The organism is Streptomyces albiflavescens, assembly GCF_014645835.1.
Taxonomy (GTDB): domain Bacteria; phylum Actinomycetota; class Actinomycetes; order Streptomycetales; family Streptomycetaceae; genus Streptomyces; species Streptomyces albiflavescens.
In genome coordinates, this window is sequence record NZ_BMMM01000004.1 from 390,050 (window position 1) to 405,883 (window position 15,834).

The following is a 15,834-nucleotide window of genomic DNA, read 5'->3' on the forward strand; positions in this document are numbered from 1 at the left end:
TTCCACTTGAGGACGACGGACGGAGCGGAGCAGATCAGGCCTACAAGGGTGCTGGATGATCGAGATACCGGACGACTTCGCAAGCAGCACACTCGACAGGGAGGGCGAGGAAAGCAGGGCCTGGCTTGCGACTCTGCCCCTTCTCGTGGATGAGCTGCTCGAGCGTTGGAGCTGCACACCGACTGCTACAGCAATGTACGGACAAGTCGGGCTCGTAGTCCCCGTGCTGCACCATGGGAGCCCCGGAGTCCTGAAGATCTCGCATCCGCACCCCGGCCTTGTCCATGAGCCCCACGCTCTTGCCTGCTGGGGTGGACACGGAGCCGTGCTGCTGCACGAGCGCGACGACTCGAACTTTGCCATGGTGTTGGAGCAGGCAGAACAGACCAGCCTTGCTGATCTCGACGACGTTGACGAGGCAGTGGCCGCTGCAGGCCGCCTCGTCCACAGATTGGCTGTGCCGGCTCCACCGCACCTACCACGGTTGCGTCATCACGCCGAGCAATGGTGGCTGGAAGAAATCCGCAAGGGCGCAGAGGAGTTGGCCTATCCGCTGCCACATCGGGTGGTCGACGCCGCGCTTTCGACCGTGAAGGAACTTGGCCCCGACCAGCCCGACAGCCTCGTCCACGGCGACCTGCACTACGCCAACGTGCTGCGGGCCGAGCGAGAACCCTGGCTGGCAATCGATCCCAAGGGGTACGCCGGCGACCCGGCGTACGACGCCATCAAGCTACTCCGTGGCCACTTCGACGATCTGCTCACCGCCGGCGACCTGAAGACCGCGCTGTTTCGTCGTCTCGACATCTTCGCCGATGCCGCCGAACTGGATCGAGAGCGTGTCTCTCGTTGGGCCCAGGCGCGTGCAGTGATGTCCGCGCAATGGGGTCGCCAGAACGGAGACCCTGCTTGGCTCCTGGACATCACCGACCAGATCGCCGAAGCCCTGACCGCGCCCCGTAGCCTCGCCCCGTCGGAAAACCACGGGCGCAGTCTGTGAACGCGCGGGATCATGAGACATGCGCCCGGACGACTGGCACCTCACCCACGACGTGGACGGCTTCCTGGCCCGCGCAGGAGACTTCCTGCACTCGCGCCCCGCCCTGCACACCATCCCCCTGACGGTGACCGAGGCGCTGCGTACGCGAGGACCGCACGCATACGGCGCCGAAAACCCCGTCTTCGGCATCCTGGAGACGGCAGGTGAGATCCGCGCGACCTACATCCGCACCCCGCCCCACCGCCTGAACCTCACCCCCCTCACCGCCGACGAGTCCGACACCCTCGCCGCCCATCTGGCCGCCTTCGGCATCCCCGTCCCCGGCGTCAGCGCGGACCGCGACACCGCGGCCGCCTTCGCCGAGGCCTGGCAACGGCACATCGGCGCGACGCCGACGCTCCACGAGCGCCAGCGGCTGTACCGCATCGGCACGCTCACCCGGCCGGAGCCGCGTCCGGAGGGCGGAGGCCGGATCGCGGGCGAGCAGGACCGCGATCAACTCATGTGCTGGTACCGAGAGTTCGCTGCGGCCCTCGGAGCAGCCCCCTCGGCGGACGTTCTGGGAGACCCCAGACGGCACCCCCGTCTCCATGGCGGGCGTGACTCCGATGGTCGCTGACCAGATCAGGGTGGCCCCCGTCTACACTCCGGCCCACCTGCGCGGCCGCGGTTACGCGGGCGCCGCGACGGTCGAGGTCAGCCGCGCGGCACTGGTGGCGGGCGCGGTGGAGGTGCTGCTGTTCGCGGATCTGGCCAACCTCACCAGCAACGGTCTCTACCAACGGATCGGCTACCGTCCGGTAACGGACTTCGCGCTGTACGACTTTCTGGACTAGATCGGCACCCCGTTGATGGTTTCCGGTGGACGCTGCATTCCAAGGAGAGTGCGCAGCGTCCCGGTGCGGGCCCAAGGGCCTTGTTCTGGGGGATCGCTCATCGGCCGGACCCACCTCTCCACGAAGCTCAGAAGGATCGCCGATCGCGGATTCGGAGAGGTGTTGTAGCCCGAGCGGTGCCACGTTGCCGCTGCCATGATCAGCAGTGAGCCAGGCTCGGCGTTGAATACCACCTGGTCGTTGATCTGCTGTGGGTCAGGCGGCGACTTGCTTGTGTGCGAACTGGGAACCAGCTCAGTGGCCCCATGGGTGGAATGGAACGGGCTCAACGGCAGCACGCATTGCAGCCCGAGGAGTGATCCCGACACGGGTGCCGGCATCTCGTTGTACGGATAGTCGATGTGCCAGCCATCGACGGGCTGCTGCGGGTGGACGACGTTCAGGCTGAAGTCGGAGAGGAGATGGTGCTCGCCCAGAAGCTCGTCCAAGACGGCCGCGAGAGAGCGGTTGGCCAGCAGGTCCACGAACGGTTCGCCGTGACGGAACAGGTCCCACACCCGCGTGGACTTGGGGTAGTGGTTCGCATGCGCTCCGGACGCGAGGCGCCTCGCCTGGTCTTGGAGCTGCGCTGTGGCCGGTCCTGTGAGGAAGCCCGGCCAGATCGCATAGCCTTGCGCCTGCACATCAGCTGGGACGTGGGCCGGGTACTCGGAGAGCGTCATTGCGGCGATGTCCTTCGTGATGGTGCTCGTAGTTCGATGGTCGTACCGCGATGGTCATGGTGCGAGACGTCAACGAGTGTCACGCCTGACGCGAGGAGCCCCAGGACCTGGTTGACGAACCCGTCCACATCGCTGTCAGCCCGACGGATGTCGAAGCTGGTGACATGGTCCAGGTCCGGTTCGACAGCGGGTTCCACGGAAGGCGCAGGTGTCGTCACGACTGCTCCAGGAGGCGCTGGGTAACGCGAGCGATGGTCTCTTCCGAGCTGAGCAGCGTGACGGGTTGTGTGCCCAGCCACTCTGCCAGCCCGTGCAGGTAGTGCTTGACGGAGTCGTCATCAGCCAGGCGGGACAAGTCCACGATTGCGCAGGCAGTTTCGTTGTGCGTGGCTGTCCGTGCTATCTGGCGGAGGTTCTCATCAAGGCTCCCTTTGCGCGCTACGACGTATTCGGCTGCCAACACGCCCAACGCAGGTACAGCAGGTGCCAGTTGAATCCAGCGTGTGATCGCCCGTGGTACGGGGGCCGGCGTGATGGCCAACCTGGCTCCGCGGTCAACCAACTCCTGAGGAGGGACGGAAGGGGGCTCACCCGCCGGCAGGGCCACGATGCCTGCTCGCTCCCCACGACGTAGCACGCTCTCCGAAGGAGGGCTGTCAGCATCAGGCACTGAGGTTCCGTCGAGCGGCACCGCACTCCCCAGCAGTGGCGGAAGCACGTCACGCAGGCCCGTCACATCGCGGCCTTCCCCGAGGGTCAACGCAAGCATGAGCTGACGCTTCAGGACCCGGGGCTCCACAGCATCGGCCAAGTCCTCGATGGCATCCAGCGTCTGGAGGAGTCCCTCGTGATTCGCCTTGGGGCGCTCTGTGCGCGGGGGCCGGGCAAGAGCTTCCCGGACCAGCGGTTCAAGTGCGTCGGGATCGGCGGTGGAGGTCGCGCCGCCGTAGTGGTCGGCGACTCGACCAGCGTGTTCGTCGAGTCCTTCGAGGAAGGACACGTCGGGCACGAGCACCAGGTGGGCCTGCCCGCTCAGGGCCTCGGAGAGCGCGTTGTTCCCGGGCTTGATGACTGCCACGTGGGCTGCTGCGAGGAGCGCCGCCAGGCGCGGCTCGTAGCGGCGGACCGTGACGTTCGCGGTTTCGCTCAGAGGTTTGCCGGCGTAATACGGGCCGGTGACGAAGACGAAGCGGGCTCGGTGCCCTGTGATGAGGAGGCGTTCGGCGACCTGGGCGCAGGCGCCGAAGAGCCGGTCTCCGTAGCCGTCGGGCATCTGGTCGCCGCCCGCACCGCCGTTCACGACGACCAGCGGCTCACCGTGAGGTGCGTACTCGGCTCGCGTTCGCGCGATCTCCTCGGAGGCGGGCGTGTAGCTCAGGTTGCCGACGAAGGAGAACCGGCCGCTGCACTCGACTGCGGCGGCGGAGTCTCCGCTGTGGCCCTCGCGGGCAAAGTCTGCGCGGCTTTGGGCTATGAGGATCTTGTCGAAGGCCGCGAACCTGCCCTGGGTGCGTAGGTGGTCGAAGGACGCTCCGTCGAGGCGGCGCATGACCAGTAGCCGCGGACGGTGGGCGAGAGAGGGCAGAGCCAGATAGCGGGGGTCGGGGTAGGTGTCCTCGACCACCACGGCGGGGTCGAGCTTGTCCAGGAGTCGATCGAGGATCGCGGTGTACGCATCCTCGGCGACAGCCGAGGAGACCCGGTGCAGCAGCGGAAAGTTGATGACGTCCACCGGGGTGTTCTTGAAGAGGCTCAGGGAACTCGCCTGGCTGATGATCACCGGCTTCAGACGGCCCCTGCTCTGTATGGCCTCAGCGATCAGAACAGCGCGCCGGAGATGGCCAAAGCCGATGCCGTTCTTCACGAGTATCGCAACGGTCTTCACGAGGCTCCTCTGCAATCTCTGCCGGCCTACTTGCGGGCGAGTAGGGCGTACAAGAGCGGGATGCGGGGCTCGTTTGCCGGGAGCTGCCACCAGCCGTCGGGAGTGGACTCCATCCGGTGCCATCGGCGCCACGGCAGTTGGTGTGTCTCACGCAGAGCCTCGACGCGCAGGCCGGCTCCGATCACAGCGTTGATCACATCGTCCAGCCCGTGCATCCACTCGAAGAACTCGGTGGAGCCCTCCAGAGCGGGGCCATCGGTGTACGTGTGGGTGGACTCACGCTGGATGGTGCCATTGGCCAAGTAGTCGTGTCCGATGACCAGCTCCTCGGCCTCGTAGTGGTGACCGACGAGGTCGGGGCCGTCACCGTCGTGCGGCCTTGGACGCAGAGCGTTGAGGAGAGGATGAAACTCAGCGATGTAGAGCTTGCCGCCGGGGCGCAGCAGTTGAGTGATCGCCTTGGCCCAGGCGTTCAGATCGGGCAGATAGTACAGAGCGCCCTTGCCGGTGTAGATGATGTCGAACTGGCGACCTTCGAGGGCCCTTGGGGCGTCGTAGACGTTGGCGTGCACGTACTCGACGGGGATCGCGGCGCGGGTAGCGAGGTCCCGTGCCGCGTCGATTGCATCGCCGGAGATGTCCAAGCCGACGGTGCGGGCCCCACGTTGGGCGAAGGCAATCGTCTCCGTGCCCAAGTGGCACTGCAGATGGAGCACGTCGAGGTCTTTCAGCTCTCCGAGGTCGTCCCACTCGAAGGGGGCGAACCAGCGGGACGGGTCGGGGGCCTTCCCTTCCTCGAGGCCGTAGTACCGACTGGCGATGTGGACGGATGTGCGCGCGTCCCAGTTCAGCTCGTTGACGCGCATCATGTCCTGGTGCGCGGGGGCGAGTCCTCCTGATGCCTCAGTCATGCGGTTATCGAAGCACCGACGCATACGACTCGTGCATCACTGCGGTGATATCACTCCAGCAATAGACGTCAGTCCCCCATGAGGCCATCCTCAGTCGGAAGTTGCTTGCCCATGGTCAAACAGGCCTGAAGACGCGACAGGCCGTGCGACGCACGTAATGGCCATGGGAAGCAAGGCGAATCCTGAACTCGTCCGGACGAGACCGCACCCATCAGGGCTCGAGCCGGTGATATCGCGTCGTGGTATTACACGAACCCCCTCGCGGCCGTTTTGTCAACTCGTCAGATTCCTGGATACAGGCGTACGGGAGTGCGTAAGACCGCAATGCAGATGAAGCGAAGGGATAGTTCATGAGGGCCGTGCCGCCCAGCCCCAATCCGCATGAGCGTGGGATCCGAAAGGTGAGCGAACACCCCAAGCGTGGAATCCTGGTCCTTGCCTACGGTCACAAGCGGTATCACCGCCAGGCGCACACACTGGCCCTCTCTCTGCAGCGGCACTCACCCGGGCTGCACCGCACGCTGGCCACCGATGATGGCAATTGTCCCGCCGCCGAGCTGTACGACGACGTCATCGAGGTAGGTGGGACGCAGTCGGATGACTGCCGCCAGAAGCTGCACCTCGACAGGTACGCGCCCTACCCGTACACGCTCTACCTTGATGCCGACGCACTCGCTGTACGCCCCGTCGAGCCGGTCTTCGACCTCTTCGACGAATCCGACATCGGAGTGGTCGGCCGCGACATCACCCCGGCCCAGGAGAACGTCTGGTACGGCGACGTCGCCTCGATGTGCCGCAAGGCAAGCTCAACCTGGCTGCCCAAGTGCAACAGCGGGCTGATGCTCATACGTCCCACGGAAACAACGCGAAAGGTCTTCGGGCGAGCCCGTCAACTCGCCGATGGCTACCAGGAATTGGGGCTCCATCCTTTCCGGCGTGGAATCGCCGATGAGCCCCTTCTCGCCATGGCGCTGGCCGAGAGCGGCATCCACGCACAAGACCTCACCGCGGTCACGTCCGCAACCCCCATCGGCATCAGCGGCCCACTCCAACTTGACGTACTCAACGGGGATTGCGCCTTCGACAAGAACGGCATGAAAGTTGCGCCCGCACTCATTCACTTCGCTGCCGACTACAGCTCGGACTACCGGCTCGCCGGCGCTCCCTACCGCCGTGAACGGAGCGCCCTCCGGCTGGCACAGCGCAGGCACTTCACCGACACGACCGCTCGGATCATCGCTGACCTCCGGTACGGGCTCCAGTGCACCGCCTTCAACACCTGGATCCGCATAGCAGGTCGCGCTCCACGTGACCCTTCCGGCGTCTTCGACGAACCGCGGCGACGCACAACCAGCCCTATGGCGATCAGCAGCACGAAGCAGTCCCCAGCCCAGGAGGAGACCACGTGAAGCAGACAGGTCAACCCAGAGGCACAGTGCAGAACAGCAATGCGGGAGATCCCACCTTCAGGATCTCCTTCCTCTTCCACAAGGACCTCGCGCTGCTCAGCCAGACCCTGCCGCGCTGCCTGGAAGCCCTGACCCGGCACACCCAGGAGACCTACGAAGTGGTGCTGCACTGCGACGGAACTCCACCCGAGACCATCGCCCGGCTCACCAGCCATCTCGACCAATGGGGAGTCGACGAACTGCGCGTCCGCCGGCGCGACCGATTCGTCCCCTCCGGAGACGCGTCGAACAACGGGCACCGCAGATTCTTCGACCTGCGTTCTCCCTACCTCATCGTTATCGAAGACGACGTGGTCATGTATCGAACCGACCCGTCCTTCGATCCCCTGGGGGCCTGCCGGCGCCTCTTCGAGCGCCACCCGCACGTACCCGTGCTGAGCAAGGTGAGCGACTACGACCAATGGTCATGGAAGCTCGAAGACAAGGGTGACGAGATCGAGCCCGGGGTGCGCTCGGTGAACCGGCTGTCCACCCACTTCATCGCCTACGACGTGCAGCGGTTCACCCCCGTCGCCAACCGGTTCGGTGCCTTCGACCTCGACGTGTTCATCGACCGGCACGACCTCAGCTACAACTGGGAAGACCTCGTGTCGCATGTCGGTACCACAGGGGGCCGCCACATCGCCTTCCCCGAGAGCTGGCCCATCGAGATCTTCCACTGCGACCGCAAGGTCGAGCCGGGCTCGATGTACCACACGCAAGACCCCGAGATGAAGGCACACGTCCTAGCCGAACTGGAACAGCGGTTCCGCCCGGTCATGGACAAGAACGAGGGGGCGGTGGCATGAGGTCAGCTCCACAGACACACCGACCAGCACGCCCGTACGCCGAGCGGCTGGCGCAGTGGCGTACGGCCATGGAAGCAAATCGGCGCATCTCCGACCGCTTCCGCAGCCGGTACTCCATCGTCCTCACACAGATGGAAGCCTCCGCGGCCCCCGAGGACCTGGCGGCGGCGCGGGAACTCGCCGTCCGTCATCCGCACCACGCCATCAGTGCCCTGACAGGGGCCACCGCTGTCGCACCGGCCGGGACAAACAGCCCGCTGACGTTCAGCGGCGACAAGAACCTGGTGAACGCCCTCCAGGAGCTGTTCACGACCACGGTCGAACTGGAAGCCTTCCTGGCCAGGCAGGCTCCCCTGGCGCAAACCGCGGTTCCTATCCACCCCTCGCGCCAAGCGCGGCTCGTCCCGGCAGACGGGCCACTGCCGTACGACCTGGTGGCTCTGCTGTGGCCTTCCACATCCGTGGGCACCAGGCGCACCAACGAGGCGCTGATCACCGGTCTCCTCCCGCGGACTGCCGGTGACGGCCGGCTCCAGTTCACCGTCCAACGCGCGTACGCGCTCGTCCAGGCAGGGGACGACACAGACCCCTGGGCGTTCTCCCAGAACCTCGGCATCACGCTCGAGGACCAGCTGCGCTCGGGCAACCTCGCTCCGACTGAACGGCACCATGTCGTCACTGCCCTACGAGACTTGCGGCGGGCCATGCTCGATGCGGGCCTGATCTGGCAGGGCTTCGCGCCGAGGAACATGTTCCTCAGCAACGACATGATCGTCCTCATCGACTTCGAGGAAGTCGTCGACACCGCGACTGCGCCGGCCAGAGCAGCCGAGTGCCTGCTGTGGCACCGCATCTTCTTCGCGGACAGCCTGACCCCCGGCGAGGCGCACGAGATCTTCGCCAACGACGACGGAGCGCCTCGGATTCCGGACGCCCACGCGCTTCCCGCGGACCCGTTCGAGAAGGCCCTGCTTGCCGTTGAGTCCGTCACCTGGGGGCAACGCCGCGACCTTCTGATGCAGTCGCTCCGTCTCGAAGGCCGCCACAACCGCCCCGAGCAGTCACGCGACAACGGAACCCTCTACGGGCACGAACTGGGCCACTTCTGGGGTGACTTCCTGCCCGTAGCCCAGGAAGTCCGCCTCTTCCAGCAGCTGTCCCGGCTCGGAGACGAAGCGACGCTGGTCGGATGCCTCGAAGCGTTCGAGGCGGCCATGGAAGCGGACATCTGCCGCACCATCCGTCTGGCTTCCACCGGCGACGACCGTCCCGCGATGCGCACCGATAGCCTCATCGAGGTCCTGGAAGCTACCGGTACGGCCGCTCTGGCCGAAGCACGCCACAGCACCGAGAACTGGTACGAGCGTCTGGACACCGATCCTGCGCGCCTGGTCGACGACCTGTTGTTCCACCTGGGCACGCATGTCGGCGGCGTGACACGGGCAGCCCGGGACACGTACCTGGTCGGAAGCGCCGAAGCACGCGACAAGCACCAGGCTGACCTCATGGAGACCCTGCGGACTGGACTGGACTTCCTACACGGCCGCGAGCCGGAACAGCCCTTTCTGCGCTACGCCGACCCTTCCGCGCTGAGGAAGTCCATCGCACAGCCGCTCCCACAGCACGGCACCGGCTTCGGGCAGGTACTCGCCGAAGTCAATGATGTCGTCGCCCGCTACTCGATCGGGCAGGGCCACTCCCGGTATCTCGCATTCCCCGACTCCGGCAACGCCCTGGCTGCCCTCGCCGGCCACATCCTTGGTCCGCTGCTCAACCAAAACCTCATCGCTGTCGACCGCAGTGCCCCCTCAGCCACCTTCGTGGAAGCCCAGGTCATCGAGTGGCTGCGTGAGTTGATCGGATACGAGACGGCACCGCTGACCGAACTTCGCGGCGTCAAGGACGTCTCCGGCCTGTGGACAACCGGCGGTCACCTGTCGAACCACATCGCCATGCTCGCCGCCCTGGGCCACACATTCCCGCAGGCACGCAAGCACGGCCTTCGGGCCCTCGACACCCAGCCCGCTGTCGTGATGGCCGGCCCGATCGCTCACTACTCCCACAGCGACTCCGCCTTCCACCTGGGCCTCGGCTGGGACGCGGTCCTCTCCGTCGACGCCGAAGACGGCTTCACCACGGACCCGAAGGCCGTCGACAAGCTGCTGTCCAATCCGCCGTCCGGACGCACTCCCTTCATGGTGGTCGGCGTCGCGGGCAACTGCCGCACCACAGGCCTGGACGACCTCCAGGAGCTGGCCGACGTGTGCCGTAAGCACGGCGTCTGGTTCCACGTCGACGCCTGCCACGGAGGCAGCCTCATCTTCAACGAACGCTTGAAGCAGCAGCACCTGCGCGGAATCGAGCAGGCCGACTCCGTGTCGCTCGACCCCCACAAGGGCCTCTTCACCCCCTACCCCTCCTCCTACGTGCTCTTCCGGCAGCGGGAAGTCCTGACCCAGTTCAGCCGTCACGAGAAGACCGTCATGGAGGACGACTGCTGGGACCTCGGGCTGATCACACCCTTCCTCGGGTCGCGAGGCTTCGAGAGCCTGCCGACCTGGATGCTTCTCCGCCACGTCGGTAGGGACACGCTGGGCGCGCTCGTCGAGTCACGCCAGGCCCTGGTGCGATACCTGGAACGGCGGCTCGACGAGACAGGGCTGTTCGTCCGACTCAACGACGTCGACTTCTACCGGTTGGCGTTCGTGTTCTGCCCTCCCGCGATACGGCGAGCCATCGCGACGCTGGATCCGGCAGAAAAGAAGCGCGCAGCGAAGATCGTCAGCTCCTACACCTCCCGTATCAACACCGCCCTGTACCAGGCCGGCGAGGTCTGCTTCGACGAGCACTCCCTGGCCGACCTCGCCGACCGCGTCGGCGCAGGACGAGGCACGAGCTACACGATCATGGCCGCATGTCCGGGCAACCCGCTGCTCACCCAGAACGATCTCGACGTGGCAGTGGAACGGCTGGTCGCCGAGGCGCTGCCACTCACCCAGGCCATACTCACGGAGATATCCGGCAACACCACCCCTGAGGCGCCACGGCTGAGCGGCCCGGCCGGTTGGAACGACGCCGAATGACCAGCACAGTCACGGCAGCGATCGACCAGTACCTCCGTCACATGTGCCCGCAAGCCATCGGCATGTTCATCTACGGGTCCGTCGCGACCGGCCAGGCCGGGCCGGGCAGCGATATCGACTGCTTCGTGCTGCTCGCCGAGCCCGAGACCGCCGAAACGACGACCCGACTGCGATCCGGGTTCGCCGAACTCCAAAGCCACCTCGGCTACACACCGGACCCCGAGTATCCGATCGAACTGTTCACCCTTCAGCAGTGCCAAGAGGCCCTCGACAGCAGCAGCGTTCGCCAAGCCATTCAGCAGGCCCGGACGCACGGGCACGTGGACTCCGAGCTGGCCGCATCAGACGAAGCGGAGGTGCTGCGCGCGCTACTCGGGACGCGCCTCACCGTACGCACCTGCCCCCAGCTCGATGAGCTGACCGACCACGCCAAGCAGGTCGTCGCACAGCACCTGGGCATCCCGGGATCACCAGCCGAGCACACGGCGCTTCAGGCGCTCGGTGTCCGCGACGGCAGTTGAACTACACAAGGAAGGACGATCAGTTGGCCACGGAAGACTTCGCATGGAAGGCCAGGCCGGGACAGCCGCTTCCGGCTGACAACCACGTCCACACGGAGTGGTCCTGGGACGCCTCGACCGCGGTGATGGAGAAGGCCTGCGAAGAGGCTGTCCGCCTCGGCGTGCCGGCCATCTCCTTCACCGACCACGCGGACTTCACCACATGGGCGTTCCCCGGAGAGAAGGAAGACTCCTCCATCGTCCGTGTCATCGACACACACGCACACAGCGGCCTGTTCGACGCGGACGGGTACGGGGAGTGCCTGGAACGCTGCCGCGACCGCTACCCGGATCTCAAGATCCTTTCCGGGATGGAGCTCGGTGAGCCCCACCTGTTCAAGGACGAGATCGGCGCGCTGCTGGAGCGTAGGACCTTTGACCGGCTCCTCGGCTCGCTGCACTCGCTGGTCGTCGACGGACAGATCCACTATGCGCCGTTCCTGTTCACGGCCGACAACGCCCAGGAACTGATGCGCACCTACCTCATCGAGACCCTCAACATGGTGGAAAGCAGCGACGTTTTCCAGGTCCTCGCCCACATCGACTACCCGATGCGCGCCTGGCCGAAGGACGCGAAGCCGTACAACGCGAACGACTACGAAGAGGAGTACCGGGCCGTCCTGCGTGCCCTGGCCCGCTCGGACAGGGCACTCGAAATGAACACCCAAGGCCCCTGGCCCGCGGCCGAGGTCGTGCGCTGGTGGTACGAGGAGGGCGGATCAGCGGTGTCCTTCGGCAGTGACTCCCACGAGCCGGAGACCGTCGGCCGGAACTTCGCTGCGACTGCGGCCATGGTCGAAGCTCACGGTTTCAAGCCGGGCAAGGACCCCATCGACTTCTGGCGCCGATGATCAACCCAGGAAAGGAAACGAGGAGATTGCCCGTGCCGTCGAAGCCAGCACTGCATCGCCTGGTGCCATCACCGGTGTTCATTCTCAGCTCGATACGCTCCGGGTCGACGCTCCTGCGGTGCATCCTGGACACTCACAGCAAGATCCGGGCGCCGCACGAGCTGCACTTGGCCGATCTTGAAGTCCAGCTCACCAGCCCCTACATCGAAATGGCGATGCAAGCCTCGAACCTGGAGAAGGGGGAGATCGAGCACCTGCTCTGGGACCGCATGCTCCACCGCGAACTGGCCGTCACAGGCAAGGACATCGTGGTGGACAAGACCCCCGGCAACCTACTGCTTTGGCGCAGGCTCGCCGCGTGTTGGCCGCAGGCCCGGTACATCTTCCTGCTCCGGCATCCCCTGCACATCCTGGAGTCGTCGCTGGCCGGGAGACCCGAGCAAGACCCGGCACAGACACAGCAGTTGGTAACAAGGTACCTCCGGGAACTCGACGCAGCCCGCCGTACCCTCAACGGCGCCACCGTGCGCTACGAGGACCTCACCCGCGATGCGAAGCAGGTGTCCCGGGAGATCTGCGCCTACCTCGACATGCCGTGGGAACCCGAGATGCTCAACTACGGGACCGCGGATCACGGCCCGTTCGTGCAGGGGATCGGCGACTTCACGGACAACATCAAGAGCGGCGTCGTCCAGCCCGGCCGGAGCCTGCCGGCAGACGCGGATGTGCCGGAGAGCCTGATGGAAGCCTGCCGCGCCTTCGGGTACATGGAGGCCCACCGGTGACAGCCCCGGCGACCGCGGGCCGGGTGCCGGACAACGGCACCTCCCCCCTTCAACGACAGGACGCCAGGCAAGAGCAGGCACGCAGCGTCATGAACGCGCTGCAACCACTCGAGCGGTGGGAGCAGTTCGGTGTGCCGAAGCTGTGTGGGGCCATGTCGTACGGCCTGCTGGTTGCCCCCGACATCGACATGGAGATCTACGGTTCTCTACGTGTCGATACCGGGTTTTCCCTCGTGTCCGAGTGGGCCCAGGACCCGGCCGTCGACAGAGTCCTGTTCCTCAACGCGGTCAACGAGCCAGATGCTGGTCTCGGCTGGGAGGTGCGCTACCGGGTTCGCGGCGTGCCCTGGACCGTGCAGATGTGGCTGCTACCCGCCGACTACGACGGGCCTCGCTCGGCTGACCTCGTGGAACCCATGCGCGCCGCACTGAGTTCCGAGACCCGCAGCGCGATCTTGCGCATCAAGGAATCCCTCGTGGCACGAGGCACCGAGTACCGGTCGATCGATGTCTACCGCGCGGTACTCGACGACGGCATTGACGACGTTGAGGAGTACGGCCGGTGGTGCCGGTCGTACTCCTCAACGGGATTGCTCAACTGGCGCCCGGTACCTCGCCGGTAGCGGGCGCCCACGGGTCACATACGGTCAGGGGCATCGATTCCGAGGAGGCCCAGGCCCAGCTCCAGTGTCCGAGCGGTGATATCACACAGAGCCAGGCGGCTCTGCTTGACATCATCCTCGGCGCGCAGGACAGGGCACTTCTCGTAGAAGCTCGTGAACGCCGACGCCAACCCGTACAGGTAGTTGGCGAGCTTGTGGAACTCCAGCGTCTCGGAGACCTCGGCGAGGAGGCTGCTGAATTCAAGCAGCTCCAGAGCGAGGGCACGCTCGGCAGGCTCGGTGATGACCAGCTTCTCAACACCTTGCAGCGGTGTTTCCACACCAGCGCGGCGGAAGATGGAGCAGATCCGGGCTCGCGCGTATTGCAGGTAGGGGGCGGTGTTGCCTTCGAACGACACCATCCGGTCGACGTCGAAGACGTAGTCCCGCGTGCGGTCGGTGGAGAGATCCGCGTACTTGACGGCGCCGATACCGACCGCCTGGGCGACTGCGGCACGGGCCTCTTCATCAAGCTCGGGGTTCTTCTCGGCAACCACCGCGGATGCCCTGACCACGGCCTCTTCGAGGAGGTCCACCAGCTTCACTGACTTGCCGGCGCGGGTGCGCAGCATCTTGCCGTCGTCGCCGAGGATCGACCCGTGTCCGACGTGCTCGGCGCGGGCGGGCGGAACGAGCCAGCGTGCATCCCGTGCCACGTCGTAGATCATCGCGAGGTGCTGGTGCTGGGGCAGGCCCACGACGTACAGCAGGCGGGTGGCGTGGAGGTTCCGCAGGCGGTGCCGGATCGTGGCGAGGTCGGTGGCGCCGTATCCGAAGCCGCCGTCGCCCTTCTTGACGATGATCGGCAGAGGGTCGCCCTTCCGGTTCCTGTAGCCCTCGGGGAACACGCATTGGGCGCCGTCGCTCGCCCGCAGGAGGCCGAGCTCGTCCAGCTCATCCACTACGGACTGGAGCTGGTCGTTGTAGTAGCTCTCACCGAAGAAGTCGTCTTCGGTGAGGCGGACGCCCAGCATGCCGTAGACGGTCATGAAGTACTTCTTCGACTCGTCCACGAGCGTCTTCCACAGACGCAGGGTCGTCTCGTCGCCGCTCTGCAGCATGACGACCCGCTTGCGGGCGCGGTTCTTGAACGTCTCGTCGGCGTCGAACTTGACGCGAGCGGCCCTGTAGAAGCCGTTGAGGTCGCCGACCGACAGTTCGTGTGCGGCCTCGGATTCTCCGATGTCCAGCAGGTGCTCGACGAGCATGCCGAAGGGGGTACCCCACTCGCCGATGTGGTTCTGGCGAATGATGGTGTGCCCTTGCCACTCCAGGAGGCGCACGGCTGCGTCGCCGATGATCGTCGAACGCAGATGTCCGACGTGCATCTCCTTGGCTGCGTTCGGGGCGGAGTAGTCGATCGCGATGGTCTCTGGGGTCTTGGCCTGCGGTACGCCGAGCCGCTCGTCACCGATGGTGTCAGTGAGGAGACGTGCGAGAACCTCGTCGGAGAAGGTCAGGTTGATGAAGCCGGGCCCCGAGATCTCGACCGAGGAGCAGAGATCATCGAGCTGCGCGGCCTCTACGACCCGGCCGGCGATCTCGCGCGGGTTGCCACCGATCTTGCGAACCAGCGCCAAGGCGGCGTCCGACTGGAAGTGAGCGTGCTGGGATCGTCGGATGACCGGGTCGACGGGGGCGCCGGCCACCGTCTCAAATGCCGGGGCCAACCTCTGATGCAGCAATTCTTCCAGATTCGCCATTCGAAAAATCTATCCGAGGCGAAAGAACAGTGTCCAATCACAAGATCCAGAGGGCTGGCAACACCTGAAACGCGCCTCGCGTCGCAGGCCACATTGCCCGCAGGAATGAAGGCGAGCTTTGAAGCTTGCCGATCAGCCGGGACGAAGAGTATGCGGCATTTGTTCCCCAGTCACCGCAAGATCGTTTATATCTGAGTTCCTGCAGCCACCTTGCAGCCACCTTGTCTCCAGGGCCGTCTGCGACCGGGCGGGAGGCCCTCCCTGACGTCCGAACGTTCACCCAGAGCTTCGAGGCGTTTCAGCGAAGGTCTCCGTGAGGCTGCCCAGCACCGCCCTCCCCTTGTCCGCAAAAGCGTAGGAGGGGTATCCGATCAAAGCTCTGGCAGCTCCTGGACTCATGGGTGCAGCCGGACAAAGTGTCCGGCCTGTTCCAGGCCCGAGAGCGGATACCTCGACCGCCCCGCCCGTGAAGACATCGAACTGCGCTGATGGCTGACTCTCAACGGCAGGAGTAGCTGATCGTCGGACCCTACTCCAGCAAGAGCCGGGCCTGCCGACCGGTCGGCAGACGGGCGGGGT

General features: G+C 65.6%; 12 protein-coding genes and 1 pseudogene. 9 read left to right on the forward strand and 4 right to left on the reverse strand.

The window, feature by feature from the left end:
- Window positions 1-55: 55 nt before the first annotated feature.
- Both IEY95_RS14120 and IEY95_RS14125 read left to right on the forward strand, forming a co-directional pair.
- Window positions 56-1,000, forward strand: coding sequence for an aminoglycoside phosphotransferase family protein (locus IEY95_RS14120; protein WP_189186326.1), 945 nt, complete (start codon window positions 56-58; stop codon window positions 998-1,000).
- A 19-nt stretch (window positions 1,001-1,019) separates the two neighbouring features.
- Window positions 1,020-1,836 (forward strand): annotated as a pseudogene (locus IEY95_RS14125) (GNAT family N-acetyltransferase).
- Here IEY95_RS14125 and IEY95_RS14130 read toward each other — a convergent pair.
- From IEY95_RS14130 to IEY95_RS14140, 3 genes are all read right to left on the reverse strand, one after another.
- Window positions 1,833-2,558 (reverse strand): phytanoyl-CoA dioxygenase family protein, encoded by a 726-nt coding sequence (locus IEY95_RS14130; RefSeq protein WP_189186327.1) that lies wholly within the window; start codon window positions 2,556-2,558, stop codon window positions 1,833-1,835. The pseudogene IEY95_RS14125 and the gene IEY95_RS14130 sit on opposite strands and share 4 nt — an antisense overlap.
- A gap of 214 nt (window positions 2,559-2,772) precedes the next feature.
- Window positions 2,773-4,443: a hypothetical protein gene (locus tag IEY95_RS14135; RefSeq protein WP_189186328.1), complete on the reverse strand. Its 1,671-nt coding sequence runs from the start codon at window positions 4,441-4,443 to the stop codon at window positions 2,773-2,775.
- A 26-nt stretch (window positions 4,444-4,469) separates the two neighbouring features.
- Window positions 4,470-5,354 (reverse strand): class I SAM-dependent methyltransferase, encoded by an 885-nt coding sequence (locus IEY95_RS14140; protein ID WP_229702907.1) that lies wholly within the window; start codon window positions 5,352-5,354, stop codon window positions 4,470-4,472.
- 401 nt (window positions 5,355-5,755) lie between these two features.
- Between IEY95_RS14140 and IEY95_RS14145 the strand changes: the two genes are divergently transcribed.
- Genes IEY95_RS14145 through IEY95_RS14175 form a run of 7 tightly spaced genes read left to right on the forward strand, consistent with a single transcriptional unit; the run spans window position 5,756 to window position 13,513 of the window.
- Window positions 5,756-6,763 carry a glycosyltransferase family protein gene (locus IEY95_RS14145; RefSeq protein ID WP_189186329.1) on the forward strand — a complete coding sequence of 336 codons (1,008 nt, stop codon included), beginning with the start codon at window positions 5,756-5,758 and terminating at the stop codon, window positions 6,761-6,763.
- Window positions 6,760-7,611, forward strand: coding sequence for a glycosyltransferase family A protein (locus IEY95_RS14150; protein WP_229702908.1), 852 nt, complete (start codon window positions 6,760-6,762; stop codon window positions 7,609-7,611). Before IEY95_RS14145 ends, IEY95_RS14150 begins: the two co-directional genes overlap by 4 nt.
- Window positions 7,608-10,694: a pyridoxal phosphate-dependent decarboxylase family protein gene (locus IEY95_RS14155; RefSeq protein WP_189186330.1), complete on the forward strand. Its 3,087-nt coding sequence runs from the start codon at window positions 7,608-7,610 to the stop codon at window positions 10,692-10,694. The genes IEY95_RS14150 and IEY95_RS14155 overlap by 4 nt, the downstream gene beginning before the upstream one ends.
- The gene (locus tag IEY95_RS14160; protein ID WP_189186331.1) at window positions 10,691-11,215 is read left to right on the forward strand and encodes a nucleotidyltransferase family protein; all 525 of its coding nucleotides are present in this window, start codon (window positions 10,691-10,693) and stop codon (window positions 11,213-11,215) included. The genes IEY95_RS14155 and IEY95_RS14160 overlap by 4 nt, the downstream gene beginning before the upstream one ends.
- Before the next feature lie 23 nt (window positions 11,216-11,238).
- Window positions 11,239-12,105, forward strand: a complete 867-nt coding sequence (locus IEY95_RS14165; RefSeq protein ID WP_189186332.1) for a histidinol-phosphatase HisJ family protein — start codon at window positions 11,239-11,241, stop codon at window positions 12,103-12,105.
- A gap of 32 nt (window positions 12,106-12,137) precedes the next feature.
- The gene (locus IEY95_RS14170) at window positions 12,138-12,890 is read left to right on the forward strand and encodes a sulfotransferase family protein (RefSeq protein WP_229702911.1); all 753 of its coding nucleotides are present in this window, start codon (window positions 12,138-12,140) and stop codon (window positions 12,888-12,890) included.
- Window positions 12,887-13,513, forward strand: coding sequence for a hypothetical protein (locus tag IEY95_RS14175; protein WP_189186334.1), 627 nt, complete (start codon window positions 12,887-12,889; stop codon window positions 13,511-13,513). The genes IEY95_RS14170 and IEY95_RS14175 overlap by 4 nt, the downstream gene beginning before the upstream one ends.
- Window positions 13,514-13,527: 14 nt before the next feature.
- Here the strand turns inward: IEY95_RS14175 and argS are convergent, their stop codons facing one another.
- Window positions 13,528-15,255, reverse strand: a complete 1,728-nt coding sequence (argS, locus tag IEY95_RS14180) for an arginine--tRNA ligase (RefSeq protein ID WP_189186335.1) — start codon at window positions 15,253-15,255, stop codon at window positions 13,528-13,530.
- Between the last annotated feature and the right edge of the window lie 579 nt (window positions 15,256-15,834).

Bases quoted from the DNA above. Each gene is read 5' to 3' on its own strand.
- IEY95_RS14120 (WP_189186326.1), top strand. From the start codon at position 56: ATGATCGAGATACCGGACGACTTCGCAAGCAGCACACTCGACAGGGAG.
- argS (WP_189186335.1), bottom strand. From the start codon at position 15,255: ATGGCGAATCTGGAAGAATTGCTGCATCAGAGGTTGGCCCCGGCATTT.
- IEY95_RS14140 (WP_229702907.1), bottom strand. From the start codon at position 5,354: ATGACTGAGGCATCAGGAGGACTCGCCCCCGCGCACCAGGACATGATG.
- IEY95_RS14160 (WP_189186331.1), top strand. From the start codon at position 10,691: ATGACCAGCACAGTCACGGCAGCGATCGACCAGTACCTCCGTCACATG.
- IEY95_RS14155 (WP_189186330.1), top strand. From the start codon at position 7,608: ATGAGGTCAGCTCCACAGACACACCGACCAGCACGCCCGTACGCCGAG.
- IEY95_RS14130 (WP_189186327.1), bottom strand. From the start codon at position 2,558: ATGACGCTCTCCGAGTACCCGGCCCACGTCCCAGCTGATGTGCAGGCG.